The organism is Cellulomonas sp. P4_H12, assembly GCF_056400905.1.
Map to the genome: position 1 here is coordinate 1 of NZ_JBFUKJ010000042.1, position 22859 is coordinate 22859.

At 73.4% G+C, this 22859-nt stretch carries 30 protein-coding genes; 16 read left to right on the forward strand and 14 right to left on the reverse strand.

Annotated features, from left to right (window positions below):
- Window positions 1–135: 135 nt before the first annotated feature.
- A complete protein-coding gene (gene arsM, locus AC1DQC_RS18295; RefSeq protein WP_477052688.1) occupies window positions 136–885 on the reverse strand; it encodes an arsenite methyltransferase in 750 nt (249 codons plus the stop codon).
- Window positions 886–977: 92 nt separating this feature from the next.
- On the opposite strand from arsM, the gene AC1DQC_RS18300 reads away from it, so the two are divergent.
- Both AC1DQC_RS18300 and AC1DQC_RS18305 read left to right on the forward strand, forming a co-directional pair.
- On the forward strand, window positions 978–1343 hold the full coding sequence (locus AC1DQC_RS18300) for an ArsR/SmtB family transcription factor (RefSeq protein ID WP_477052660.1): 366 nt from the start codon (window positions 978–980) through the stop codon (window positions 1341–1343).
- Window positions 1340–1831, forward strand: coding sequence for an N-acetyltransferase family protein (locus tag AC1DQC_RS18305; protein ID WP_477052661.1), 492 nt, complete (start codon window positions 1340–1342; stop codon window positions 1829–1831). The genes AC1DQC_RS18300 and AC1DQC_RS18305 overlap by 4 nt, the downstream gene beginning before the upstream one ends.
- A 7-nt stretch (window positions 1832–1838) precedes the next feature.
- Here AC1DQC_RS18305 and AC1DQC_RS18310 read toward each other — a convergent pair whose 3' ends face one another.
- From AC1DQC_RS18310 to AC1DQC_RS18330, 5 genes are read right to left on the reverse strand one after another with little or no spacing between them, the layout of a single operon-like run.
- Window positions 1839–2708 (reverse strand): alpha/beta fold hydrolase, encoded by an 870-nt coding sequence (locus AC1DQC_RS18310; RefSeq protein ID WP_477052662.1) that lies wholly within the window; start codon window positions 2706–2708, stop codon window positions 1839–1841.
- A 16-nt stretch (window positions 2709–2724) separates the two neighbouring features.
- Window positions 2725–3315: a TetR/AcrR family transcriptional regulator gene (locus AC1DQC_RS18315; RefSeq protein ID WP_477052663.1), complete on the reverse strand. Its 591-nt coding sequence runs from the start codon at window positions 3313–3315 to the stop codon at window positions 2725–2727.
- A gap of 25 nt (window positions 3316–3340) precedes the next feature.
- A complete protein-coding gene (crcB, locus tag AC1DQC_RS18320; protein WP_477052664.1) occupies window positions 3341–3706 on the reverse strand; it encodes a fluoride efflux transporter CrcB in 366 nt (121 codons plus the stop codon).
- On the reverse strand, window positions 3703–4128 hold the full coding sequence (locus AC1DQC_RS18325; RefSeq protein WP_477052665.1) for a fluoride efflux transporter FluC: 426 nt from the start codon (window positions 4126–4128) through the stop codon (window positions 3703–3705). Before AC1DQC_RS18325 ends, crcB begins: the two co-directional genes overlap by 4 nt.
- Window positions 4125–4643, reverse strand: coding sequence for a universal stress protein (locus AC1DQC_RS18330; RefSeq protein WP_477052666.1), 519 nt, complete (start codon window positions 4641–4643; stop codon window positions 4125–4127). The genes AC1DQC_RS18325 and AC1DQC_RS18330 overlap by 4 nt, the downstream gene beginning before the upstream one ends.
- 52 nt (window positions 4644–4695) lie before the next feature.
- Here AC1DQC_RS18330 and AC1DQC_RS18335 point away from each other — a divergent pair, with 52 nt between their 5' ends.
- Window positions 4696–5343 (forward strand): NADPH-dependent F420 reductase, encoded by a 648-nt coding sequence (locus tag AC1DQC_RS18335; protein WP_477052667.1) that lies wholly within the window; start codon window positions 4696–4698, stop codon window positions 5341–5343.
- Window positions 5344–5349: 6 nt separating this feature from the next.
- Here the strand turns inward: AC1DQC_RS18335 and AC1DQC_RS18340 are convergent, their stop codons facing one another.
- A complete protein-coding gene (locus tag AC1DQC_RS18340; protein WP_477052668.1) occupies window positions 5350–6834 on the reverse strand; it encodes an MFS transporter in 1485 nt (494 codons plus the stop codon).
- Window positions 6835–6912: 78 nt separating this feature from the next.
- Between AC1DQC_RS18340 and AC1DQC_RS18345 the strand changes: the two genes are divergently transcribed.
- Window positions 6913–7638, forward strand: coding sequence for an SAM-dependent methyltransferase (locus AC1DQC_RS18345; RefSeq protein ID WP_477052669.1), 726 nt, complete (start codon window positions 6913–6915; stop codon window positions 7636–7638).
- Window positions 7638–8468, forward strand: coding sequence for a class I SAM-dependent methyltransferase (locus tag AC1DQC_RS18350; protein ID WP_477052670.1), 831 nt, complete (start codon window positions 7638–7640; stop codon window positions 8466–8468). The genes AC1DQC_RS18345 and AC1DQC_RS18350 overlap by 1 nt, the downstream gene beginning before the upstream one ends.
- Here the strand turns inward: AC1DQC_RS18350 and AC1DQC_RS18355 are convergent.
- Entirely contained in the window at window positions 8447–9088 is a 642-nt protein-coding gene (locus AC1DQC_RS18355; RefSeq protein ID WP_477052671.1) for a response regulator, read from the reverse strand. The genes AC1DQC_RS18350 and AC1DQC_RS18355 overlap by 22 nt on opposite strands.
- Complete coding sequence (locus tag AC1DQC_RS18360; RefSeq protein ID WP_477052672.1) at window positions 9085–10293, reverse strand: sensor histidine kinase; 1209 nt, start codon at window positions 10291–10293, stop codon at window positions 9085–9087. The genes AC1DQC_RS18355 and AC1DQC_RS18360 overlap by 4 nt, the downstream gene beginning before the upstream one ends.
- 151 nt (window positions 10294–10444) lie before the next feature.
- Here AC1DQC_RS18360 and AC1DQC_RS18365 point away from each other — a divergent pair, with 151 nt between their 5' ends.
- From AC1DQC_RS18365 to AC1DQC_RS18385, 5 genes are all read left to right on the forward strand, one after another.
- On the forward strand, window positions 10445–10780 hold the full coding sequence (locus tag AC1DQC_RS18365) for a VOC family protein (protein ID WP_477052673.1): 336 nt from the start codon (window positions 10445–10447) through the stop codon (window positions 10778–10780).
- A 62-nt stretch (window positions 10781–10842) separates the two neighbouring features.
- Entirely contained in the window at window positions 10843–11664 is an 822-nt protein-coding gene (locus tag AC1DQC_RS18370) for an SDR family NAD(P)-dependent oxidoreductase (protein WP_477052674.1), read from the forward strand.
- Window positions 11665–11701: 37 nt separating this feature from the next.
- Window positions 11702–12754, forward strand: a complete 1053-nt coding sequence (locus tag AC1DQC_RS18375) for an NAD(P)-dependent alcohol dehydrogenase (protein ID WP_477052675.1) — start codon at window positions 11702–11704, stop codon at window positions 12752–12754.
- Window positions 12755–12938: 184 nt separating this feature from the next.
- Complete coding sequence (locus AC1DQC_RS18380; RefSeq protein ID WP_477052676.1) at window positions 12939–13658, forward strand: YqjF family protein; 720 nt, start codon at window positions 12939–12941, stop codon at window positions 13656–13658.
- Window positions 13659–13698: 40 nt separating this feature from the next.
- Window positions 13699–14880, forward strand: a complete 1182-nt coding sequence (locus AC1DQC_RS18385) for a low temperature requirement protein A (RefSeq protein WP_477052677.1) — start codon at window positions 13699–13701, stop codon at window positions 14878–14880.
- Window positions 14881–14931: 51 nt separating this feature from the next.
- On the opposite strand, the gene AC1DQC_RS18390 is transcribed toward AC1DQC_RS18385, so the two are convergent.
- From AC1DQC_RS18390 to AC1DQC_RS18405, 4 genes are all read right to left on the reverse strand, one after another.
- Window positions 14932–15693, reverse strand: coding sequence for a PadR family transcriptional regulator (locus tag AC1DQC_RS18390; protein WP_477052678.1), 762 nt, complete (start codon window positions 15691–15693; stop codon window positions 14932–14934).
- 145 nt (window positions 15694–15838) lie between these two features.
- Window positions 15839–16546, reverse strand: coding sequence for an SDR family NAD(P)-dependent oxidoreductase (locus tag AC1DQC_RS18395; protein ID WP_477052679.1), 708 nt, complete (start codon window positions 16544–16546; stop codon window positions 15839–15841).
- 35 nt (window positions 16547–16581) lie between these two features.
- Window positions 16582–16974 (reverse strand): VOC family protein, encoded by a 393-nt coding sequence (locus AC1DQC_RS18400; RefSeq protein WP_477052689.1) that lies wholly within the window; start codon window positions 16972–16974, stop codon window positions 16582–16584.
- On the reverse strand, window positions 16974–17264 hold the full coding sequence (locus AC1DQC_RS18405) for an ArsR/SmtB family transcription factor (RefSeq protein ID WP_477052680.1): 291 nt from the start codon (window positions 17262–17264) through the stop codon (window positions 16974–16976). Before AC1DQC_RS18405 ends, AC1DQC_RS18400 begins: the two co-directional genes overlap by 1 nt.
- A 111-nt stretch (window positions 17265–17375) precedes the next feature.
- Between AC1DQC_RS18405 and AC1DQC_RS18410 the strand changes: the two genes are divergently transcribed.
- The 6 genes from AC1DQC_RS18410 to AC1DQC_RS18435 all read left to right on the forward strand — a co-directional run bounded on the left by AC1DQC_RS18410 (window position 17376) and on the right by AC1DQC_RS18435 (window position 21294).
- The gene (locus AC1DQC_RS18410) at window positions 17376–17738 is read left to right on the forward strand and encodes a YciI family protein (protein ID WP_477052681.1); all 363 of its coding nucleotides are present in this window, start codon (window positions 17376–17378) and stop codon (window positions 17736–17738) included.
- Window positions 17735–18085, forward strand: a complete 351-nt coding sequence (locus tag AC1DQC_RS18415; RefSeq protein WP_477052682.1) for a YciI family protein — start codon at window positions 17735–17737, stop codon at window positions 18083–18085. Before AC1DQC_RS18410 ends, AC1DQC_RS18415 begins: the two co-directional genes overlap by 4 nt.
- 78 nt (window positions 18086–18163) lie before the next feature.
- Window positions 18164–18562, forward strand: coding sequence for a YciI family protein (locus AC1DQC_RS18420; protein ID WP_477052683.1), 399 nt, complete (start codon window positions 18164–18166; stop codon window positions 18560–18562).
- A gap of 59 nt (window positions 18563–18621) precedes the next feature.
- Window positions 18622–18786: a hypothetical protein gene (locus AC1DQC_RS18425; protein ID WP_477052684.1), complete on the forward strand. Its 165-nt coding sequence runs from the start codon at window positions 18622–18624 to the stop codon at window positions 18784–18786.
- Window positions 18783–20171: an RNA polymerase sigma factor gene (locus AC1DQC_RS18430; RefSeq protein ID WP_477052685.1), complete on the forward strand. Its 1389-nt coding sequence runs from the start codon at window positions 18783–18785 to the stop codon at window positions 20169–20171. The genes AC1DQC_RS18425 and AC1DQC_RS18430 overlap by 4 nt, the downstream gene beginning before the upstream one ends.
- A 271-nt stretch (window positions 20172–20442) precedes the next feature.
- On the forward strand, window positions 20443–21294 hold the full coding sequence (locus tag AC1DQC_RS18435; RefSeq protein ID WP_477052686.1) for a hypothetical protein: 852 nt from the start codon (window positions 20443–20445) through the stop codon (window positions 21292–21294).
- A 128-nt stretch (window positions 21295–21422) separates the two neighbouring features.
- Here AC1DQC_RS18435 and AC1DQC_RS18440 read toward each other — a convergent pair whose 3' ends face one another.
- Window positions 21423–22676: an Nramp family divalent metal transporter gene (locus tag AC1DQC_RS18440; RefSeq protein ID WP_477052687.1), complete on the reverse strand. Its 1254-nt coding sequence runs from the start codon at window positions 22674–22676 to the stop codon at window positions 21423–21425.
- Window positions 22677–22859 lie beyond the last annotated feature (183 nt).

Below are 22859 nucleotides of genomic sequence, written 5' to 3' on the forward strand. Positions count from 1 at the left end.
CCAGCAGCCCGGGTCCCGGGCGCCGCGGGGCGGGCCGTGACGCACGCTCGCGCTGCACCAGCCGCCGCCGCAGCTCGGTCTCGAGCTCACGCTCGCGCTCCTGGTGCAGCAGGGCGAACAGCTCCGGGTGCATGACTACTCCTCGGTGGAGGGCTTGCGGGCGCGGACCACGGCACCGTGCATGCCGTCCGCGACCTGGTGGGTGAAGGTGACCTCGGTGTCGACGAAGCCCGCGGCGGCGAGGCCGTCGAGGTACTCGGTGCGCGACAGCGCACCGGCGATGCAGCCGACGTACGACCCGCGCTCACCGCGCTCCTGCGGCGTGAGGTGGTCCTCGGCGACGACGTCCGAGATACCGACGCGGCCGCCCGGCACGAGCACGCGGTACGCCTCGGCCAGGACCGCCTGCTTGTCGGTGGACAGGTTGACCACGCAGTTCGAGATGACCACGTCGACCGCCGCGTCGTCGAGCGGCAGGTCCTCGATGGTCCCCTTGCGGAACTCGACGTTGGTCGCGCCGGCCCTGGCGGCGTTCGCGCGGGCCAGGTCGAGCATCTCGTCCGTCATGTCGACCCCGTAGGCGAAGCCTGTCGGGCCGACGCGGCGAGCCGACAGCAGCACGTCGATCCCTCCGCCCGAGCCCAGGTCGAGCACGCGCTCGCCGGCCCGCAGCTCGGCCACGGCGAGCGGGTTGCCGCAGCCCAGCGACGCCGCGAGCGCCTCGGGCGGGAGGCTCACCGCGTCCTGCGCGTCGTAGAGGCCGGCGCCGAACCGCTCGTCGACCTCGATCGAGCCCGGCGCGCAGCTTCCGGCGCTGCAGCACCCGTCGGCCTGCACCGCGGCGAGGGCGTACCGCTGCCGCACCTGCTCCCGCACGTCATCCATCTCGTCCGCCTCCTCAGGCATCGACAACCATCGATACGTACGATGCCGCGAGACATCGACAAGTGTCAATGTCTCGGGGCAGAATGAGTTCCATGGCCCTCGATCTGCTGCCCCTCGCGTCCGCCGCCTGCTGCGTTCCCCCCACCCGAGACGCGATCACCGAGCAGGCCGCGGTCGACCTCGCCCAGGTGCTCAAGGCCCTGGCGGACCCCGCGCGGCTGCGGCTGTTGTCGCTGATCGCGGCGCACGACGGCGCCGAGGCCTGTGTGTGCGACCTGACCGAACCCGTCGGCCTGAGCCAGCCGACCGTGTCGCACCACCTCAAGGTGCTGGCCGACGCCGGGCTGATCACGCGCGACAAGCGCGGGGTGTGGGCGTACTACGCGGTCGTCCCCGGCGCGCTCGACGCCGTCACGCACCAGCTCGGGACGCACCTGACGGCCGGGGCCGCCGCGTGAACATCGTCCCCCTGACGGAGGCGCACTGGCCGGCGGTCGAGCGGATCTACGCGGCGGGCATCGCCACGGGTCACGCGACCTTCGAGGCGGCGCCGCCGACCTGGGAGGCGTTCGACGCCGGCAAGCTGCCCGACCACCGGCTGGTCGCCGTCGACGAGGACGGGGAGGTCGTCGGCTGGGCCGCGGCGTCGGCCGTCTCCGACCGGTGCGCGTACGCCGGCGTCATCGAGCACTCGGTCTACGTCGACCCTGCCGCGCAGGGCCGCGGGATCGGACGGGCTCTCCTGCTCGCCCTGCTCGACGACGCCCGCGGCAAGGGCGTCTGGACCGTGCAGTCCGGGATCTTCCCCGAGAACGAGACCAGCCTCGCGGTCCACGCGGCCGCCGGGTTCCGCGTCGTCGGCACGCGCGAGCGGCTGGGCCGCATGACGTACGGGCCGCGCGCGGACCAGTGGCGGGACGTCGTCCTCGTCGAGAAGCGCCTGTAGCCCCCGATCAGTCGGACGCGAACGCCACGATCCGCTTGATCGTCTCCGCGTCGCGCAGGATCCGCCGGTGCCCGAGCCCCTCGCTGAGCACCAGCTCGGCGCCCGGCCACGCGCGGGCGATGCGGGCGCCGTCCTCGTGGTCGGCCTCCTTGTCGTCCCGGTCGCTGAGGATCAGCGCCGCCGGCAGGGCGCTGTGCGCGTTCGCGGCGCGGACCGGGATGTCGAGGTCGGCCAGCCTGCGCCCCGCAAGCGTCTCCATGCGCACGACGAACCGGTGCCGCGTCTGCTCGCTGAAGCCCAGGGCGTGCGCGAAGCCCACGGTGTAGGTGCTGGGGTCGGCGAGCGGCGTGACCAGCACGAGGCGCTCCGTGGCCGTGCCGTCGAGCACCGCCAGCGCGCTCGCCGCAGCGCCCATCGAGTGGCCGACGACGGCGTGCGCCGGCCCGTGCGCCGCGATCACGGTGTCGAGCGCGGTCATCATCTCGGGCAGGGTCGTGCGTCGCCGACCGAAGGCGCCCGGCCCCGAGTCGCCCTGCGCGGGGGCGTCGTAGGCGACCACCCGCAGGCCGGCGTCGACCAGCGGCTGGACGAGGGTCGCCAGCTGCGCCCGGTGACCGCCCCACCCGTGCACGAGGTAGACGAGCGGACCGTCGCCCCAGGCCTGGCCCACGATCGGGCCGACGCGGAACGCGGTGCCGCCGGGGATCGCCGGTCGGACCTTCGCCCGGGCCGGTCGGCACCACAGCCGCAGTGCGCCGCGGGCGACGAGCTCGGGCGCGACCGCGTCGAGCGCGCCGACGGCCATCCGGACGGCGCGCGGGATGGGCGGCAGCTGCGTACGAACGGTCGTGCTTTTTCCGGTCGTGGATGCGTCCATGGCGGTGATCCCTTGATCAGTCGGTGACGAGGAGCGACTGCATCAGCCGCTCGAAGGCGAAGCGGGTACGCGCCTCGGCGGCCGGGTCGTGCAGCAACCGGCAGGCGTGGAAGTGGCCGAGCATGAGGCCGTTGAGGTCGTGCGCGAGCTGCTCGGGCGCCAGGTCGTCGCGGAACGCCCCGTCCTTCGCCCCGGAGCGGTACATCTGCGCCAGGGAGTCGAGCAGGTCCCAGTGGTCGCGCACCAGCTGGTCCCGGACCGCACCCGGCTGGTCGTCGAACTCCGTGGCCGCGGAGACGAACAGGCAGCCCGCCGAGCCGCCGGTGGACGTGACCAGCCACTTCTCGAACAGCACCCGGATCCGCTGCTCACCGCGCGGCGCGGCCAGCGCGGGGCGGATCACCTGCGCGACGAAGTGCTCGCGGGCGCTGGCCAGGACGGCCAGCTGCAGCGCCTCCTTGGACCGGAAGTGCGCGTACAGACCGCTCTTCGACATGCCGGTCGCGGAGGCGAGCGTGCCGATGGTCAGGCCGGCGACGCCGAGGCGCCCGGCGATCTCGACCGCCTGGTCGATCACCGCCTGCCGCGTGGCCTCACCCTTGCCCATGCGACATGAATAGCACGGTCGTGCGTCAGAGCGCCATCACGGCGACCCCGAGCGCCGCCGCCGCGAGGCAGAGCACGAGGGAGCCGACGGCGTTCACCGTCGCCCGGCGCAGCTCGCCGGCCTGGATCAGGCGGACCGTCTCGACCATGGCGGTGGAGAACGTGGTGTACCCGCCGCAGAACCCCGTCGCGGCGACGGCCAGCCAGGCCGGACCGAGCCCGTGGTACAGGTGCGCGCCGTTGAGCAGGCCGATGAGCAACGACCCCGTGACGTTGACGACGAGCGTGGCCAGCGGGAACACGCGGGTCCACCGGCTGCGCACCGAGCCGTCGACGACGAACCGCGTGGCGGCGCCGATCCCGCCGAGCAGCGCGACGAGCAGCACGGTCATCGCGCCCGCCGCCCGTCATGGTGCCGGGCCGCGACCGCGATACCGGCCACGCACGCCAGCAGCCCCAGGACCACGCTGAGGGCGCCGTAGATCAGCGACATCGTCACCTGACCGCCGGCGATCAGCCGCTCCATCTCGATCGCCAGGCTGCTGAACGTGGTGAACCCGCCCAGCACGCCCGTGCCCGCGCCCAGGCGCACCAGGCGTCCTCGGCGGGACTCCGACCCGTGCCGCAGCAACGCCTCGAGCAAGGCTCCCAGCAGGAACGAGCCGAGCAGGTTCTCGACGAAGGTCGCGGTCGGCCACCCGGAAGCCGAGGTGCCGACGGCCTGCGTCAGAGCCCACCGCGCCGCGGTCCCCACCGCACCACCGACCGCGACCACCGCGACGAGCCGCGGGTCGAGGTGGGCCGGACGGGTCACGAGGTCGGCTCCTGCGGGACGATCGTGACGGGGAGCGGCTGCGTGTGCGCGAGGTGGCCGGCGGTCGAGCCGCCGATGAGGTGGTTCATCCAACCGCCGAGCCCCGGGCGGCGGCTGCCGATCACGATGAGGGTCGCCCCCTCCCGGCGCGCCACCCGGGCAAGCGCCCGCGACGCCTCGCCCACCGTGTAGACGAACCGCCACGGCACGTCGACGCCGTCGAGGTGCCGCTCGAGCTCGAGTGCCATCGCAGTCTCTGCCACGCCGTCGCCCTCGCCGCTGTCCGCGTGGTCCGGGTCCAGCGGGGTGGTCACCAGCGCGCCGTCCGGCTCCTCCGCGACGAAAGTCCGCGCCGGGTCCGACCAGACGCAGAGCAGCGAGGCGCCGAGCGAGCCGGCGAGAGCGGCGGCGCGGTGCACGACCACCGGCTTCTGCCCCGGGATCACACCGACGACGACCGCGGGGGCGTCGGCCACCGGCGTGCCGTGCCACGGGTGCGGGGCGGAACGGGTCACGCGCCGAGGCTACGCGGGAACAGGCGGCCCGACGCGGAGGTTGCGCCACACCATGACCACCATCGGATTCATCGGCGCCGGACACATCGGCGGCACCTTGGCCCAGCTCGCGATCGACCTGGGGTACGACGTCGTCGTGAGCAACTCCCGCGGTCCGGAGACCCTCACCGACCTCGTCCACCAGCTCGGCGATCGCGCCCGCGCGGCGACCTCGACCGAGGCAGCCGAGGCGGGCGACATCGTCGTCGTCACCATCCCGACGAAGAACATCCCCGACGTCCCCGTCGCGCCGCTGGCCGGCAAGGTCGTCATCGACACCAACAACTACTACCCGCAGCGCGACGGCCAGATCGCCCCGCTCGACGACGAGTCGACCACCGTCTCGGAGCTGCTGCAGAGCCACCTTCCCGAGTCCCACGTGGTGAAGGCGTTCAACAACATCCAGTTCAGCGACCTCGCCTCGCAGGGCGTGCCCGCCAGCACCCCGGGACGCCGTGCGCTCCCCATCGCCGGGGACTCGGCGGACGCCAAGGCCACCGTGGCGGCGCTGGTCGAGAAGATCGGCTTCGACGTCGTGGACGCGGGCGACCTGGCCGAGGGCTGGCGCTTCCAGCGCGACGAGCCGGCCTACGTGCAGCCGCGCGACGCCGACGACATGCGCGCCGCGCTGGCCAAGGCGGTCCGCTACCGCGACATGTAGGCGGTCTCAAGGCGCATCGAAGGCCCCGGCGCGCTCCGGCTCCGGCGTCGCGTCGTGCGGCTCGTGCTCCTGGATCTCGTGGACGACGTCCGCCAGGTGCACGACCGTCCGGCGCGCGCGCCGCACCGACAGGACGGCGTGCGTGGCCAGGCCCAGGAACACCAGGGCACAGGCGACCGACGCGATCGCGAACGTCAGCTCGATGGCGTCGGCGGTCGGGTGCAGGTCCGGGCCCAGGTGGCTCGCGATGACGGCGCCCGCGACGGCCGCCCCGACCGATCCTCCGACCGTCCGCAGCACCTGGTTGAACGACACCGCGCTGCCCAGCTCCTGCGCGACCACCCCGCGGGCGATCAGGCCCGGCATGGCCGCATACGTGGTGCCGATGCCGATCCCGATCAGCAGCATGCCGAGCAGCAGCTCCCACAGCCCGTCGTGCGCGACCAGCAGCAGCAGGTTGGCCACCGTGACGAAGGCGGCGCCGATGGGCAGCAGCACCGTGAAGCTGAGCCGGTGCGCCTGCGCCCGGGCGACGCGGCTGGCCACCTGGCTGCCGACCGAGATCGGCAGCATGACGAACCCGGCCCAGAACAGCGGCAGACCGACCCCATAGCCGGTCGACGTGGGTGCCTGCGCGACGAGGCTGATCACCGAGACGCCGATGTACATCGCCATGCCGATGCTGAGCGCGGTCGCGTTGGCCAGGAGCACGTCGGACCGGCGCAGCAGGTCGAGCCGGATGAGCGGGTGGTCCGTCGCGACCTCTCGCCACACCCAGACGGCGAGCACGGCGGCGGCGCCGATGAGCACGGCGATCGTCGTCGCGGACGCCCAGCCCCAGTTCGGTCCCTCGCTGATGCCGAGCAGCAGGGCCGCGAGCCCGACGCCCAGCAGCGCTGCGCCCAGGGTGTCGAACGGGTGCCGCAGTCCGCGGTCGTCGGGACCTCGGGGCACCGCGAGCACCACGACGACGATCGCCGAGACGACGAACGCCGCGGCGAACCAGAACGCCCAGCGCCAGTCGAACGAGGCGGCGATGATCCCGGTCAGCGGGTACCCCAGCCCGATCCCGGTGGCCACGGTCACGGACAAGGACGCGATCCCTGCCTGGACCTTCTCGGGCGGCGAGTAGCGCCGGGCCAGGGCGATCGTCATCGGGGTGATCGCGTAGGACAGCCCCTGCAGCGCGCGGCCGGCCAGCAGCACCCCGAACGTGGGCGCGGTCGCCGCCAGCACCGAGCCGACCAGGATGACCACCAGCGTGACCAACAGGATCCGCTTCTTGTGCGGGCCGTCGCTGAGCCGCCCGAGCACGGGCGTCGCGATGGCGCCGACCAGCAGGTTGAGGGTCAGGGTCCACTGGGCGGCGCTGACCGAGATGCCGAAGGCGACCGCGATCGTCGGCACCAGCAGCAGGCCCAGGGAGCTGATGACGGCGGCCGCGAGCGCGGCGTAGACGAGGGCCGGGACCAGTCGTCTGCCTGCTGTCATGTCGCCACTGTGCCAGTTGCCTCGGTTATCTGAGTAATGGGGTCGCCCGCAGTACAGGCCGGTCGTAGCGTCCGGGCCATGAGCGACGCACTGCGCTACCACGCCATCCGCGAGAGCAGTCACCGGATCCTCGACCCGTTCACCGACGAGCAGCTGGCGACGCTGGGGCGCGCGCTCGACCTCCGTCCCGGGTCCTCGGTGCTCGACCTGGCGTGCGGCAAGGGCGAGCTGCTGTGCACCTGGGCGCGGGACCACGGCATCGTCGGCACCGGCGTCGACCTCAACCCGCCGTTCGTCGAGGCAGCCCGCGAGCGCGCGGCGTCCCTCGGCGTGGACGTGGAGTTCGTGCTCGCCGACGCGTCCGGATTCGTGGCCCCGACGCCCGTCGACGTCGCGTCCTGCGTCGGGGCGACCTGGATCGGCGGGGGCGTCGTCGGCACCCTCGCCCTGCTCGAGCGCTCGCTGGCGCCCGGCGGGCTCGCGCTCGTCGGCGAACCGTTCTGGCGTGCCGAGCCTCCGGAGGAGGCCAAGGAGATCGGCGACTTCTTGACGCTGCCCGGCCTGGTGTCGCAGGTGCAGGAGGCCGGCTGGGACGTGGTCGAGATGGTGCTCGCCGACGAGGCCAGCTGGGACCGCTACGTGGCCGCGCAGTGGCTCAACCTGCGCCGGTTCCTCGACGAGCACCCCGACGACCCGCTGGCGCCCGCGTTCCGCGAGGAGCTGTCGACGGCTCCGCTGCACTACGTGACCTACCGGCGGCCGTACCTCGGCTGGGGCGTGCTGGCGCTCGTGAAGCGGCCCTGATGGACGCCGAGGCCGTGCGGGCGTACTACGCCGACCGGCGCCTGCACGAGCGCGACCGGCTGCTCTCCCCGGAGGGGCTGCTCGAGCGCGTGCTGACCACCCGCCTCCTCGAGCCGCACCTCGGCGCCCCGGGCCGCGCGCTCGACCTCGGCGGCGGCACCGGGCCGTACTCCGTGTGGCTGGCCGAGCTCGGCTGGGACGTCACGCTCGCGGACCTCTCGCCCGAGCTGCTCGCCATCGCGGCGTCGTCGCTGCCGGCGGGAACCGTCCGCGAGGTCGTCGAGATCGACGCGCGCGACCTGTCGAGGTGGGCCGACGACACGTTCGACGCCGTCCTGTCGCTCGGGCCGATGTACCACCTGACCACCTCCTCGGACCGAGCGCAGGCGGCCGCGGAGCTCGCCCGGGTGACCCGACCGGGCGCCCTCGTCGCCGTCGCGCTCATGCCCCGGTACGTCTCGCTGCGCCGCGTGCTGTCGCTGGCCGACGAGCGGTGGCAGCTCGAGGACCCGGCCTTGCTCGACCGGCTGCTCGACGAGGGCATCTTCGAGAACGCCGTGGCCGGCCGCTTCACGCACGTCTACGGCGTGGAGCCCACCGCCGTGGCCCCGTTCTTCGAGTCGCACGGGTTCGACACGGTGCTCGTGGCGTCGACCCACGGGTTCCTCACCGGTGTGGAGGACGGGTTCGAGGCCCTGCGAGTGGAGCAGCCCGCGACCTACCTGCGGCTGCTGGACCGGCTCGTGGCGAGCGCGACCGACCCGAGCGTGCTCGGCACGGCGGGCCACCTGCTGTACGTCGGCCGGCGTCAGACCAGCCCCGACTCGTAGGCGGCGATCACCAGCTGGACCCGGTCGCGGCAGCCGAGCTTGCGCAGCGCCTCGGACACGTGCGACTTCACGGTGGGCTCCGCGATCCACAGCTCCGCGCCGATCTCGGCGTTGGACAGCCCGCGGGCGACGGCGCGCAGGATCTCGAGCTCACGCGGGGTCAGGTCGGCCAGTCCCTTGCGCGCCGTCGGGACCGGCGTCCGCGTCGTGAAGTCCTCGACCAGGCGGCGAGTCACCGTCGGGCCGAGCAGCAGGGAGCCGTCGGCCACCGCCCGCACCGCCTCCACCAGCCGGTCCGCCGTCACGTCCTTGAGCAGGAAGCCGCTCGCCCCCGCGCGCAGGGCGTCGTAGACGTACTCGTCGAGGTCGAACGTGGTGAGGATGAGGATCTTGGTCGAGGGGTGCGCGGCGGTGATCCTGGCCGTGGCGGCGATGCCGTCGAGCACCGGCATGCGCACGTCGACCACCGCGACGTCGGGCTGCTCGCGGGCGACGAGGTCGAGCAGCTCGCGACCGTCCTTCGCGGCGCCGACCACGTCGAGGTCGGGGGCCGCGCCGAGGATGGCGGCGAACCCCTGCAGGACCACCGGCTGGTCGTCGGCGACGACGACGCGCGTCATGCGGGCAGCGCGATCTCGAGCACGAACCGCTTGTCGACGACCACGGCGGACATGGTGCCACCGAGCGCCTCGACGCGTTCCCGCATGCCGATGAGGCCTCGGCCTTCGCTCGTGCCGCCGTCCACCGGGTTGCTCAGCGCGAACCCGACGAAGTCGCCGGTCTGCGTCTTCGCGAGCCTGGCCGTGGTGCCCGGCGCGTGCCGGCGCGCGTTCGTCAAGCCCTCCTGGACCGCCCGGTAGAGCACGTACCCGACCGCCGGGGGGACGTCGCGCCAGGCTCCCTCGATCTCGACGGACTGCCCCGCGGCGACGGCGCTCGCCACGAGCGTGTCGACGTCGCACGCCGTCGGCTGGGGCGCGCGGTCGCCCTCGTCGGACGTGCGCTGCAGGACGACGAGCACCTGCCGGAGCTCGGTGAGCGCCTCGCGGGCGTCGAGGGCGATCGCCGCGAGCACCCCGCGGGCGTCGTCGTTCAGGCCCGGGTGCAGGTACGGCGCGGACTCCGCGCGGACCGCGACCAGCGAGACGTGGTGCGCGACGACGTCGTGCAGGTCGCGGGCCAGGCGGGCGCGCTCGCCGGCGAGGGACTCGATCTGGAGGGCGTGCTGCTCGGTGACGTACGCCGCGACCGCGCGCCGGCGCGACCGCCGCGAGGCACCCAGTGCCGCGGCGACGCCGACGACCGCGAGGACCCAGAAGGTGTAGATCACGAGGGTGATCCACCGATAGCCGGGCTGGGTGCCGGACGTGACGGGACCGATCGGCAGGTACGCCGGGGTCTCGGTGCCGCAGTACCAGGCGACGACGAGCAGGGCGGCGGCCGTGGGCACGATGGCACGACGCAGGCCATCGAGCGCAGCGAGCGCCGCCACGGCAAGGATCGCCAACCACCAACCCCAGATGAAGGCGCCATGCCACGGAACGGCAAGGAACGGCAGGAGCGCCAGCAGCGTGCTCCAGACCGGCCATCGGCGCCCGAGCAGGACCGCGACCACGACGCAGGCGCCGGCGACGACGGCGAACAGGTCGACCCCCGGCACGACGTCCCAGCCCGACGAGCCGTCGTAGTCCGCGTAGTAGCCGACGACGCGCGGCGTGACCAGCAGGAACCCCGCCACCAGCGATGCCGCAACGATCGACGGCACCCGCTCCCGCCAGTCAGCCGTCGTGGCGGATGGCGCATCGGCAATCACGGCTGTCGTCATGGCGCCATCGTCGCGTCTGCACGAGCCCGGTCGCCTCAGCCGCGCGGCGGAGATCCGGGTCGTCCTCCGGTCGGCCGTCACGTTGTGGCGACCCGGTCCGTCAGTAGCGTGAGAGCGGCCCGCAGGGCCCACGAGACGAAGGAGCAGGACCATGACCGAAGGCATCAAGACCGTGGTCGTCCCGGTGAGCGACCTCGCCGCGTCGAAGGCGTTCTACACCGAGCTGCTGGGCGTCGAGCCCGCGCACGACGCGCCGTACTACGTCGGGTTCGACGTCGCCGGGCAGCACTTCGGCCTCAACCCCAACGGCGACGTGAGCGAGGGACCGGTCTACTACTGGCACGTGGCGGACCTCGCCGCCACCCGCGACGCGCTCGTCGCGGCGGGCGCCACGGTCGTCCAGGACGCGACGAAGGTCGGCGGCACCCGGACCGTCGCGACCCTGAAGGACATCGACGGCCACACCGTGGGCCTCGCGCAGGACTGAGCGGATCGAGGCGGGCGGGCGGATCAWTGATCCGCCCGCCCTCGTCGTCCCCGGAGGTCCCCATGCCCACCGTCCTCATCACCGGCACGTCGACCGGCATCGGGCTCGAGACGGCGCTGGCCGCCGCGGACGCCGGCTGGACCACCGTCGCGACGATGCGTGACCTGTCGAAGGCCGGCGCCCTGCGCGAGCGCGGCGGCGGGTTCCCGCTCGACGTCCGCGCGCTGGACGTCACCGACCACGACGCGGTGTCGTCGGTGATCGCGGACGTCGTCGCCACGCACGGCACGCTCGACGCGGTGATCAACAACGCCGGCGCCGGGCAGGTGGGCACGGCCGAGACGCTCGGCATGGACGCGTTCCGGTCGTCCATGGAGCTCAACTACTTCGGGGTCGTCGCGGTCACCCAGGCGGCCTTGCCCCACCTGCGCGCGGTCGGCGGGCGCTTGCTGACCATCTCGAGCGTCGGCGGGGTCGTCGGCCAGCCGTTCAACGACGCGTACTGCGCGGCCAAGTTCGCGGTCGAGGGGTTCCTCGAGAGCCTCGCGCCCGTGGCCGCAGCGCTCGGCGTCGCCGTCGTGATCGTCGAGCCGGGGGCGGTCGCCAGCGAGTTCGTCGCCAACGTCGGACGTCCAGCCGAGGGCGACGACGTCTACGGGCCCCTGCTGGCCGCGTACCTCGAGCGGACCTCGGGCGCCTTCGCGCACGCGCAGTCCGCCGACGACGTCGCCGCCCTCCTGGTCGAGCTCCTCATGGACGAGGACCCGCCCGTCCGCGTGCAGACGTCCCCGACGGCCCGGGCGTTCGCGGGCACCAAGCTGGCCGACCTCGACGGGTCCGCGGTACAGGCGATGACACGCGGCTGGATCGCGGCTGGCGCATGATGGGACCAGCCACCCGCTCGTTCCCGAGGAGACCCCTGTGCCGCTGACCGTCCCCGCCCTGCTCACCCCCGCCGCCGGCGCGCCCTTCGAGCGCGGCACGATCGAGCGTCGCGAGCTGGGTGAGCACGACGTCCTCATCGACATCGCCTACGCCGGCATCTGCCACTCCGACATCCACCAGGCGCGCGAGGAGTGGGGCAAGGCCCGCTTCCCGATGGTGCCCGGGCACGAGATCGCGGGCATCATCTCGGCCGTCGGGTCGGGCGTCACCAAGCACGCCGTGGGTGACCGCGCCGGCGTCGGCTGCTTCGTCGACTCGTGCCGCGAGTGCGAGATGTGCCTGGCCGGCGAGGAGCAGTTCTGCCTGAAGGGCAACGTCGGCACGTACAACTCCAACGCGTACGACGGGTCGCCCACCTACGGCGGCTACTCCACGCAGATCGTGGTGGACGAGAACTACGCGCTGCGCATCCCCGAGGGCATCGCGCTCGACGTCGCCGCTCCCCTGCTGTGCGCCGGCATCACGCTCTACTCGCCGCTCAAGCACTGGGGCGCCGGGCCGGGCACGAAGGTGGCGATCGTCGGCATGGGCGGGCTCGGGCACATGGGCGTGCAGCTGGCCAGCGCGCTCGGCGCCGAGGTCACCGTGCTCAGCCAGTCGCTGTCCAAGAAGGAGGACGGCCTGACGCTGGGCGCGGACCACTACTACGCCACCAGCGACCGGCAGACGTTCCGCGACCTGCGCCGCTCGTTCGACCTGATCATCAGCACGGTCGGCGCGGACATCGACGTCGACGCGTACCTCTCGCTGCTGCGGTTCGAGGGGTCGCTCGTGTTCGTCGGGCTCCCCGAGAACAAGCAGTCGTTCCGGGTCTTCTCGCTCACCGCGGCTCGTCGGAACCTGTCCGGGTCCAACATCGGCGGCATCCGCGAGACGCAGGAGATGCTCGACTTCTGCGCGGCGAACGGCATCGGCTCGGTGATCGAGACCATCACCGCCGACGACGTCGACAAGGCCTACGACCGCGTGGTCGACAGCGACGTCCGCTACCGCTTCGTCATCGACACGGCAACGATCCCGGCCGGCTGAGCCGGAAGGGGCCGCCGGCCCCCGCCCCCGCCCCGAGAACGGCAGTTCCCCGCGAGAACGTCACCTTGAAATGACGTTCTCGCGGAGAACTGCCGTTCTCGACGCTCCGGCTCGGCGGACCCAGGGTTCGCCGGCCCGCCCGCGTGCGCGGCGGGCCCGCGCGAGCGCGCCTACCGTGGGCCCGGTGGAACCCATCAGCTCGACCGCGCCGCCGCTCGCCGGGCGCGTGATCCTGTCGCAGGACTGGCAGCGGGCCAGCTTCCTGCACTGGCGGGTGCCGTCCGACGCCGTCGCACCGCTCCTGCCGGCCGGCACGCGGCCCGACGAGCTCGACGGCTCGTCGTGGGTCGGCCTCATCGCGTTCCGGATGGCCCGGTTCACGCTGGTGCCCGGGCCGGCGCTGCCGTACATCGGCACGTTCCCCGAGATCAACGTGCGGCTCTACACCGTGGACGACGAGGGCCGGCGCGGGGTGCTGTTCCGCTCGCTCGAGGCGTCGCGCGCGCTCACGGTGCTCGGCGCGCGGACCGTGATGAACGTGCCGTACCAGTGGGCGCGGATGTCGATCCGCCGGACCGGCGACGCCATCGACTACCGCTCGACGCGGCTCACCGGCACCCGGCCCTCGTCGCGGATCGTGGTCCGGCCGTCCCGCGAGGCGGTGGTCGACGACCCGCTGGCCGACTTCCTCACCGCCCGCTGGGGCATGCACACCGTGCTGCGCGGCCGGACCCGGTTCGTGCCGAACGAGCACGAGCCGTGGCCGCTGCGGCGCGCGTCGCTGGTGTCGCTGGACGACGAGCTGGTGGCCGCCGGGGGCCTGTCGGGCGTGGCATCGCGGCCGCCGGACTCCGTCCTGTACTCGCCGGGCGTCCACGCGCGGTTCGCGATGCCGCTCGGCTGACCCCCTCGACCCTGGCCGCACCGTCCGGCAGGGTGGGCGCGTGATCCGACGCCTCGGCCTGCGGACCTCCGACGAGGGGCACCGCGTCACCACGTTCGAGCTGTTCTTCGACCTCGTGTACGTGTACGCGTTCACGCAGGTCAGCCGCCTGATGGCCGAGACGCACTCCGGCCTGGGCGTCCTGCAGGCGCTGATCGTCCTCGCCTTCCTCTGGTGGACGTGGACGTCGTACAGCTGGCTCGCCAACCAGTCGCCCGCCGACCAGGGCGTCCTGCGGGTGGGGATGGGGGTGGCCATGGCCGCGATCTTCGTCGCGACCCTGGCCGTGCCCGAGGCGTTCGAGGACCTGCCCGGCGGGCTGGACGGACCTCTCGTGCTGGTAGTGGCCTACGCCGTCGTCCGGTTGGTGCACACCTCGCTGTACCTGGTGGCCGGGGCGGGAGACCGGGCGCTGCAGCGCCAGGTGCTGCTGACCCAGGTCGTCGCGATGCTCCCGTCCCTCGTGCTGCTGGTGGTCGGCGCGCTGGTCGGGCCGCCCGCGCAGACCTGGATCTGGCTCGGCGCCCTGGTGTGGGACGTGGGGCTGACGCTGCTGACCGGGTGGGGCGGCGACTGGCGACTGCACTCCCCGGCGCACTGGGCCGAGCGCTACGGCCTGGTCGTCATCCTGGCGCTGGGCGAGTCCGTGGTCGCGATCGGCGTCGGCGCCTCCCGCCTGCCGGTCGGCGTCCCCGTGATCGCCGGTGCCGTCCTGTGCATCGCGCTCGCCCTCGTGCTGTGGTGGGTCTACTTCCTGCGGACCGCCGACGTCGCCGAGCACGTCCTCGCCCGGCTCGAGGGCGTACCCCGCGCCGAGTACGGGACGCTCGCGTACACCTACCTGCACTACGTGCTGATCGCGGGCGTGGTCGTCGCGGCGCTCGGGGTCGAGGAGGCCATGGCGGAGGTCGGGTCGTCCGAGGCGTTCGGCACGTTCGGCGCCGCGGCGCTCGCCGGTGAGGTGGCCACGTACCTCGTCGGGACCGCCGTCTTCCTGCGGTCCGCCGGGTCTCGCTGGCCGGTCGCCCGACTGGTGGGCGCCGCAGTCACCGTCGGGCTGGTCCCGCTGCTCGCTGCCGTCCCGGCGCTCGGCGCGCTCGCCGCAGTGACGGTCGTGGCCTTCGGGTGGGCTCTCGCGGAGCTGCGAACCGGGGTGGCCGCGCAGACGTCCCGGGTCCAGTGACGCGACGAGGCACCCCCGCCATCGCGGGGGTGCCTCGTCGGAATGCGGAGGTCAGTCCTCCGGGGCGGGCTCCGAGGTCGGAGTCGGGTCGCCGGCCAGGATCAGGTACAGGTCCCGGCGGGCGCGGTCGAGGACCTCGAGCGCCTTGGTGGCCTGCTGGTCCGTGCCCGTGCGGGCGACCTGGTGGGCGGCCGCAGCCAGCGCCTCGAGGGCGCCGCGCAGGGCACGACCGGGCGAGGTCGGCCGGCTCGCGGCGTCCTCCCACGGGGTGCCCAGCTGCTCGGCGTTCTCGGTGACGTAGGTGCCGCCGGCCTCCGTGAGCGTGGCCATCTTGCGGCCGGACTCGGAGGTGATGGCGATGAGGCCCTCGTCCTCGAGCAGGTTGAGCGCCGGGTAGATGGCGCCCGGGCTGGGCCGCCACGTGCCGCCGGACCGCTCGCCGATCTGCTGGATCAGCTGGTAGCCGTGCATCGGCTCCTCGGCGAGGAGCAGCAGGATCGCGGCGCGGATGTCACCGCGCCCGGCGCGTCGGCCGGGTCCGCGGCCACCGGGACCGCCGCCGAAGCCGGGGCCGCCGAAGCCGCGCGGACCGCCCGGACCGAAGCCGCGGTGGCCGTGGCCGCCGTGYTCGTGGTGCTCGTGCGGGAACGCGCCGCGGGGTCCGCCGCGCCGAGGGTCGAAGCCCTCCTCGTAGGGGGCGTCGGGGAAGTCGCCGCGTCGGCGGCGGTTGCGGCCGCGCGGGGCGGTCGGGTCGGAGGTGTCGAGCTGGGGGCCGACGAAGCGGCCGTGGGAGTGGTGGTGGGGGTGTCGCATGGGGGTGTCTCCTTGACGATGTGGGGCCGCGGGGCCGCGGGGCCGAGGTGGCCGCCGGCGGGTCCGGGAGGTGCGTGATCTCGACCAGACGACGTAACGATATATCGTCGATAGATCTTTGACAACCCCTAGCGATACATCGTTCTCAGAGCCGCGCCAGCACCGCCCCGCCGTGCACCCCCAGCACCTGGCCCGTGGTCCAGCCGGCGTCGGGCGACGCGAGGTACGCCACGGCGGCCGCGATCTCGTCGACCGTGCCCGGCCGTCCCATCGGCACGCGGGMCAGTCGTCGGCCGTACTCGGCGTCGTCGAGCCGTCCCGCCCAGAACTCCGTGTCCGGCACGAAGCCCGGCGCGACGGCGTTCACCGTGATCCCGTCGGCGGCCACGCGCGCGGCCGTGCCGGTCACCCAGGAGTTGATCGCCGCCTTGGCCGCGCCGTACGAGCCCGCACCGCGCAGGGCGGCCACCGAGCTCATCGCGACGATCCGGCCGCCCGGCCGCGGCATCGCGGGCAGCAGCGCCTCGCCGAGCAGCACCGTCGTCAGCACGTTGAGGCGGAACTCCTCCGTCCACACCTCGGCGGTCGCCTCGAGGCTGGCGTCTCGCGCCTCGAGCGAACCCCCGGCGTTGAGCACCAGGACGTCGACGGCCCCCAGCCGGTCCGCGAGCGCGGCCACCTCGGCGGGGTCCCGCAGGTCGGCGACCTCCACGCGCATCGCGCCCCCGGCCGCCTCCTCCAGCACCTCGCGGCGGCGCCCGACGACCACCACGTCGTCCCCGTCGGCCGCGAGCCTCCGTGCCACCGCGCGCCCGATGCCCGTCCCGCCGCCCGTCACCACCGCAGTCCTCATCGGACCACCGAAACACGCGGGCGGCGGCCTGTCGATCAGGAGGTCATCTGGGCGATCTGGATGAGGTTGCCGCACGTGTCGTCGAGCGTCGCGACGATCACGGGCCCCATGTCCGTCGGCGGCTGCACGAACCGCACCCCGCGCGCGGAGAGCCGCTCGAACTCCGCGTGGATGTCGTCCACGCCGAACGACGTGGCCGGGATGCCGTCCTCGACCAGCGCCGCCTTGTACGGGCCGACCGCGGGGTGCCCGCTGGGCTCGAGGAGCAGCTCGACGCCGTCCGGCGACGCCGGCGAGACGACGGTCAGCCAGCGGTCGTCGCCCCCGAGCGGGATGTCGTTCTTGAGGACGAAGCCGAGCACGTCGGTGTAGAAGTCGAGCGCCTTGCTCTGGTCGTCGACGAACACGCTGGTCACGGTGATCCGGATCATGAGCTCTGTCCTTCGTCGGGAAGGGGCCACCGGGAGGTGATCTCCCGCAGCGGCCCGGTGTCGAGGTGGTGGAACTTGTAGCGACCCTCGCGCCGGACGACCACGAGGCCGGCCTGCTCGAGGACGTCGAGATGCTGCGAGACGGCCTGCCGGGTCGACCCGAGCCCGTGCCGCATGGTCAGCCGCGTGCAGATCTCGAACAGCGACTGCCCGTCCCGGTCCTGGAGCTCGTCGAGGATCGCCCGGCGCGTGGCGTCGGCAAGAGCCTTGAAGACGTCGGCGGCCACCCGTCCTTTATAGGCAAGCGTCTACTTGCCTGTCAACGCTCTGTCGATTCGGGAGGTCCTCGCGCGTCATGACCCCGACAGGCACAGTGGACGCATGAGGGAGGCGACGTCATGACGGATCGGTGGATGGTGCTCCTCTGGGGCGACGAGGGGTTCTGGGAGTCCGCGACCCCCGAGGTGCAGGAGCGGGTCATGGGCGAGCACCAGGCGTACTCCGACGCCTGCGGGGACCGCGGGTACACGATCCTCGGGGGCGAGGAGCTCGGGTTCTCGAAGAACGCGGTCACGGTCCGCGCGCAGGACGGGGAGCTGGCCGTCACCGACGGCCCGTTCGTCGAGCTGGCCGAGCACCTCGGCGGCTACTACGTCATCGAGACCGACGACGTGCAGGGGCTGGCCCGGCTGACCGGCGAGCTCCTGCTCAGCGACGGCGGCGGCGCGGAGCTGCGACCCGTCGTGGTGCACGACGCATGAGCCTGCGGACGTTCGTCGTCCTCCTGTACGCCACCGAGGGCGACTGGGAGGCGGCCGACGAGGCGACGAAGGCCGAGTACTACCGGCAGCACGGCGACTACGACGACCAGGCGGCGGACTTCGGCGTGCGCTTCCTGGCGAGCGAGGCGCTCGACTCCGTGGCGACGGCGGTCACGCTGCGGCGGTCCGGCGAGGACGCGAAGGTCACCGAGGGCCCCTTCGCAGAGACCGCCGAGCAGCTCGGTGGCTTCTACCTGGTCACCGCACCCAGCCGGGAGGCCGTGCTGAAGCACGCGATGCTCCTGCCGGAGTACACGATCGAGATCCGCGAGGTCGTCCAGGTGTGATCTGTCGATCCCCGCACGCGCCGTGCGTCATCGGGGCAGCGGGACGCACCAGGCGTCCTCCGACCAGCAGGAGCTGACATGGCCGAGTTCACCGTGGTGCTGTACCGGGACGACGCCCGGGACGCCGCACTCACCCACGAGGAGCGCGAGCGCGCCTGGGCTGCGCACAGCGGGTTCCAGCAGCTGTGCGCCGACCGAGGGTGGGAGATCGTCACGACGCGGGCCCTCGGCGCGGCCGTCCGGGCCCGCTCGCTCCGGTCCGACGGCCGCGCCGGGATCGTCGTCAGCGACGGCCCCTACGCCGAGACGGCCGAGCAGGTGGCCGGCTTCTACCTCGTCGCCCGGACGTCGCTCGACGAGCTGACGGAGGCCGTGCGCGCGCTGGTGCTCAACGGCGAGTCCGTCGAGATCCGGCCGACCGTGAAGTTCGTCGACGGCGTCCCCGTGGACGGCGACGACGCGCTGACCGCGTCGTGAGGTTCGTCGTCCTCGCGTTCGGCTCCGCGACACCAGTCGGGGGCGTCACACTGGGCTCCGTGGACACGGCGACGTTGGTGCGGGACCGGGTGCTGCGCGACGGCACGTTCGACGGCCCGGCCGCCGCGCTGACCGGCATCCAGGTGCTCGAGGCGTCGGACCTCGACGCCGTGCTGGACGTGCTGCCGCCCGTCGGGACGTACGAGGTGCGACCGGCCCCGTGACCCCCGTCGACGCCGCCCTCGCTGACGCCTGGCGGACCAGCTGGTCCCGCCTGATCGGTCTGCTCATCGGGCAGTACGCCCGTCCGGACCTCGCCGAGGACGCCGTCTCGGACGCCTTCGAGGCCGCCGCCCGCCACTGGCCCGTGGACGGGGTCCCGACGAACACCGGCGCGTGGCTGCTCACAGCCGCGCGCCGGCGCGTCCTCGACCGCCTCCGGTCCGAGGCCGTGGCCCGACGAAAGGAACCGTTGATGGTGGTCGACGACGAGATGCGCGCCGCCGCCGCGGCCGCCGTCGACCCCGGCGCCCACGTGGCCGACGAGCAGCTCCGCCTGATCTTCGCCTGCTGCCACCCGGCCATCGCGCCCGACGACCGCGTCGCGCTGACCCTGAGGTTCGTCGTCGGCCTCACCACCACCGAGATCGCCCGGCTGCTGCTCGTGCAGGAGACGACCATGGCCGCCCGCATGACCCGCGCGAAGAAGCGCCTCGCCTCCTCCGGCATCCCGTTCGCGACGCCCGACGCCGCCCACCTCGACGAGCGCCTCGACGTCGTCGCGACCGTCGTGTACCTCGCCTTCACGTCCGGCTACCACCCGGGTGTCGGCGAGTCGGTGCTGCGCGTCGACCTCGGCGACGAGGCCATCCGCCTGCTCCGCGTCCTCGACGGCCTGCTGCCCGGCCGCGCCGTCGTCCGCTCGCTGCTCGCCCTCCTGCTCCTGCAGCACTCCCGTCGGGACACCCGTCTCGACGCCGCCGGCGCCCTCGTCCTGCTCCCCGACCAGGACCGCAGCCGCTGGCACCGCGACGAGATCGCGGAGGGCGTCGCCCTGCTGTCGTCGACGACCTCGTCCGCTCCGGCGCCTGACCCCACCGCCGCGGCTCCGTCTCCCGGTCCGGCGGTTCCGCCTGCTCGCGGACCTGCGGCTCCGTCGCGGGCGTCCGGCACCGTCGAGCCCGCGCCCGGCACAGCCACGGGTCCGGGGCCGACCTCGGGCCACCAGACGCGGCTCGCGCAGGAGTACCGCCTGCAGGCGCTGATCGCCGCCGAGCACGCGACCGCGCCCACGGCCGCCGACACCCGGTGGCCCGTCATCGCGGCCCTGTACGCGCAACTCGAGGCGCTCACCGGCTCGCCGGTCGTGCGCCTGGCGCGCGCGGTCGCCGTCGCCGAGGCCGCCGGCCCCGAGGCCGGCCTGGCACTGCTGGACGGCCTGGACGACGCTCTCCCGCGCCACCACCGGGTCCCCGCCGTCCGCGCGGAGCTCCTGACCCGCGCGGGCCACCCAGAAGCAGCGGCCGCGGCCTACCGAGCCGCCCTGACGCTGGTGACCAACCCGACGGAACGCACCCACCTGGAGTCCCGCCTGGCGGCGCTGGACTGATCCTGCGGTCCTGCCGAGAACGGCAGTTCGCCGCGAGAACGGCAGTTCAAAGTGCCGTTCTCGCGGCGAAGTGCCGTACTCGCGCACGCGCTCCAGCCGCCCCCAGCCGGCCCTGATCGCCCGCGGCCCACAGATGAGCGTCCACGGCGGTGACGGAGGGCAGACATCCCCTCACCATCGCCATGTGCCTCAGAGACCCGGCGCCGCACGCGCACGACCAGAGCCGGACAGCCGGCCGACCGTCCATCTCGCACGCGACCTTCCGCCGCACGTGCCCGCCGCCGAGGTGGCGTCGCGCGCGTGGAGGCGGGTGGGGCGTGGCATCTACGTCCCGGACGACGGGACGACGCGACGCCGCAGCGATGCCTTCGCGCGCATTCTCGGACTGCACGCGCAGACCAACGTGGAGCATTGCTTCAGCCACGAGTCGGCGGCACTCGTCCACGGCCTTCCGCTCTGGCTTCCTTCCACGGCGACCCACCTCTACCAGCGCACGTCGCCGAGCAGTCGGAGTCTCCGGACGATCTCCCGCCACGTCCCGTTACCGCCCGCGACCGACGTCGTCGTGGTCGACGGGTTGCCCGTGACGTCGCTGTCTCGCACGGTGTGGGACTGCGCGACGACGATGCGTCCGCTCGACGCTCTGGTGATCGCCGATGCCGCCGCTGCCGTCGGTATGGACCTCACGGAGCTCAGAGAGCGCGCGGCGCGGAGCGGCGGTCGCCGCGGCGTCGCGCAAGCCAGAGATGTCATCGCGCTGGCCGATGGAGGCTCTGAGTCCCCTTGGGAGACTGCGTGCCGGTTCGCCCTCCTGCGCGCCGGTTTCCCTCCGCCGCAGACCCAGGTCGCGGTAGCGACGCGGCTGGGAACCTTCTGGGCTGACTTGGGCTGGGCGGAGTGGCGCATCGTGATCGAGTACGACGGCCGCTCGAAGTACGCCGGCGGCGAGGACGAGCTCATGCGTGAGAAGCGGAGGCACGACGCGATCGTCGAGGCTGACTGGCGCGTCGTCCGCGCGACTCGCGAGGACTTGCGCGTGCGGGGTTCACTCGCGGCTCGCGTGCAGCGACTCCTCCCGCCTGCGGTCTCTGCCACTCTCCGGCCTCGCCCGACGCTGAGGTGACCCCGCACGACCGGCACCGAGAACGGCAGTTCGCCGTGAGAACGGCACTTTGTACTGCCGTTTTCGCGGGGAACTGCCGTTCTCGCGGGCGTGGGGTGGGGGCGGCCAGTGGCTCGGGCCGGCCGGTGTCAGCCTCGGAGCAACAGCGTCAGGAGGGTCACGTTGAGGGCGATCACCAGCGTCACCACCAGCACGAGGGTGGCGTGCAGCCAGGGGCCGTTGCGGTGGGCGCCCATGACCGCGCGGGAGCGGGTCAGGCGGACCAGGGGGATCACCGCGAACGGGATGCCGAAGCTCAGCACCACCTGCGACAGCACCAGGGTCCACGTCGCGTCGGCGCCGAGGGCCAGGAGGACGATCGCGGGGATCAGGGTGACCACGCGCCGGACCAGCAGAGGGATCCGCCGGTGGATCAGGCCCTCCATGATCGTCGCGCCGGCGTACGCGCCGACCGACGTGGAGGCCAGGCCCGACGCCAGGAGGCCGACGGCGAACGCGATGCCGATGCCGACGCCGAGCGCGGCGACGATCGCGTCGTAGGCGCCGGGGATCGAGTCGGTGCCCGGCACGTCGCGCAGGCCCGAGGCGGCGAGCAGCAGCAGACCGATGTTGACGACGCCCGCGACGGCGAGCGCCGAGCCGACGTCCCAGCGCGTCGCGTGGAGCAACCGGTCGAGGGACGCACCGGACGAGCGGCCGTGGCGGTCCCGCACCAGCGCCGAGTGCACGTAGATCGCGTGCGGCATCACGGTGGCGCCGAGCATGGAGGCGGCGAGCAGCACGGAGTCGGCGCCGTCGAAGCGGGGGACCAGGCCGGACAGGATGCCGGCGGCCGACGGCGGCGAGACGAACAGGCCGGCCAGGAACCCGACGGTGATGATCGCGAGCAGGCCGACGATGACGTACTCGAACCGGCGCTGCCCGTACCGGTTCTGGGTGGCCAGCAGCAGGATGGACACGACGCCGACGATGAGCCCGCCGACCGGCAGCGGCACCCCGAACAGCAGCTGCAGCGCGATGGCCCCGCCGACGACCTCGGCGATGTCGGTGGCCGCCGCGACCAGCTCCGCCTGCGCCCAGAATGCGATCCGCGGCCCACGCCGCATGCGCCGCCCGAGCACACCCGGCAGCGACTCGCCGGTGACCAGGCCGAGCTTGGCGGACTGGTACTGGACCAGGACCGCCATGGCGTTGGCGACGACGAGCACCCAGAGCAGCAGGTAGCCGTACCGGGCGCCGGCGGTGAGGTTGGCGGCGACGTTGCCGGGATCGACGTACGCGATGGCCGCGACGAACGCCGGACCGAGCAGCAGCGGGGCGCGACGGATGCGCGGGGGCGCCGGCGTGGGACGGACCACGCTGTCGGTCGCGCTGTCGTGCATGGCCACCTCACAAAAGTTCGGGTCTCCGAACTCATCGTAGCGGTGGTGCGCATCTGGCGAAGGACGACGCGGCGCGGGGGACGCACCGCAGATGGATGGGAGGCCGGGGGGAGCCGTCGGCGGCGGAACCCAGCCGAAGGTCGGGCGGCGCCCAGCCGACCGTCGGCGGCGGGGCCCGGCGGG

Excerpts from the sequence above, each read along its gene's own strand:
- AC1DQC_RS18345 (WP_477052669.1), top strand. The coding sequence starts at position 6,913 with ATGAGCGACGCACTGCGCTACCACGCCATCCGCGAGAGCAGTCACCGG.
- arsM (WP_477052688.1), bottom strand. The coding sequence starts at position 885 with ATGGATGACGTGCGGGAGCAGGTGCGGCAGCGGTACGCCCTCGCCGCG.
- AC1DQC_RS18335 (WP_477052667.1), top strand. The coding sequence starts at position 4,696 with ATGACCACCATCGGATTCATCGGCGCCGGACACATCGGCGGCACCTTG.
- AC1DQC_RS18360 (WP_477052672.1), bottom strand. The coding sequence starts at position 10,293 with ATGACGACAGCCGTGATTGCCGATGCGCCATCCGCCACGACGGCTGAC.
- AC1DQC_RS18340 (WP_477052668.1), bottom strand. The coding sequence starts at position 6,834 with ATGACAGCAGGCAGACGACTGGTCCCGGCCCTCGTCTACGCCGCGCTC.
- crcB (WP_477052664.1), bottom strand. The coding sequence starts at position 3,706 with ATGACCGTGCTGCTCGTCGCGCTGCTCGGCGGGATCGGCGCCGCCACG.
- AC1DQC_RS18415 (WP_477052682.1), top strand. The coding sequence starts at position 17,735 with ATGAGCCTGCGGACGTTCGTCGTCCTCCTGTACGCCACCGAGGGCGAC.
- AC1DQC_RS18350 (WP_477052670.1), top strand. The coding sequence starts at position 7,638 with ATGGACGCCGAGGCCGTGCGGGCGTACTACGCCGACCGGCGCCTGCAC.
- AC1DQC_RS18410 (WP_477052681.1), top strand. The coding sequence starts at position 17,376 with ATGACGGATCGGTGGATGGTGCTCCTCTGGGGCGACGAGGGGTTCTGG.
- AC1DQC_RS18420 (WP_477052683.1), top strand. The coding sequence starts at position 18,164 with ATGGCCGAGTTCACCGTGGTGCTGTACCGGGACGACGCCCGGGACGCC.
- AC1DQC_RS18315 (WP_477052663.1), bottom strand. The coding sequence starts at position 3,315 with ATGGGCAAGGGTGAGGCCACGCGGCAGGCGGTGATCGACCAGGCGGTC.
- AC1DQC_RS18310 (WP_477052662.1), bottom strand. The coding sequence starts at position 2,708 with ATGGACGCATCCACGACCGGAAAAAGCACGACCGTTCGTACGCAGCTG.
- AC1DQC_RS18370 (WP_477052674.1), top strand. The coding sequence starts at position 10,843 with ATGCCCACCGTCCTCATCACCGGCACGTCGACCGGCATCGGGCTCGAG.
- AC1DQC_RS18365 (WP_477052673.1), top strand. The coding sequence starts at position 10,445 with ATGACCGAAGGCATCAAGACCGTGGTCGTCCCGGTGAGCGACCTCGCC.
- AC1DQC_RS18355 (WP_477052671.1), bottom strand. The coding sequence starts at position 9,088 with ATGACGCGCGTCGTCGTCGCCGACGACCAGCCGGTGGTCCTGCAGGGG.
- AC1DQC_RS18440 (WP_477052687.1), bottom strand. The coding sequence starts at position 22,676 with ATGCACGACAGCGCGACCGACAGCGTGGTCCGTCCCACGCCGGCGCCC.
- AC1DQC_RS18300 (WP_477052660.1), top strand. The coding sequence starts at position 978 with ATGGCCCTCGATCTGCTGCCCCTCGCGTCCGCCGCCTGCTGCGTTCCC.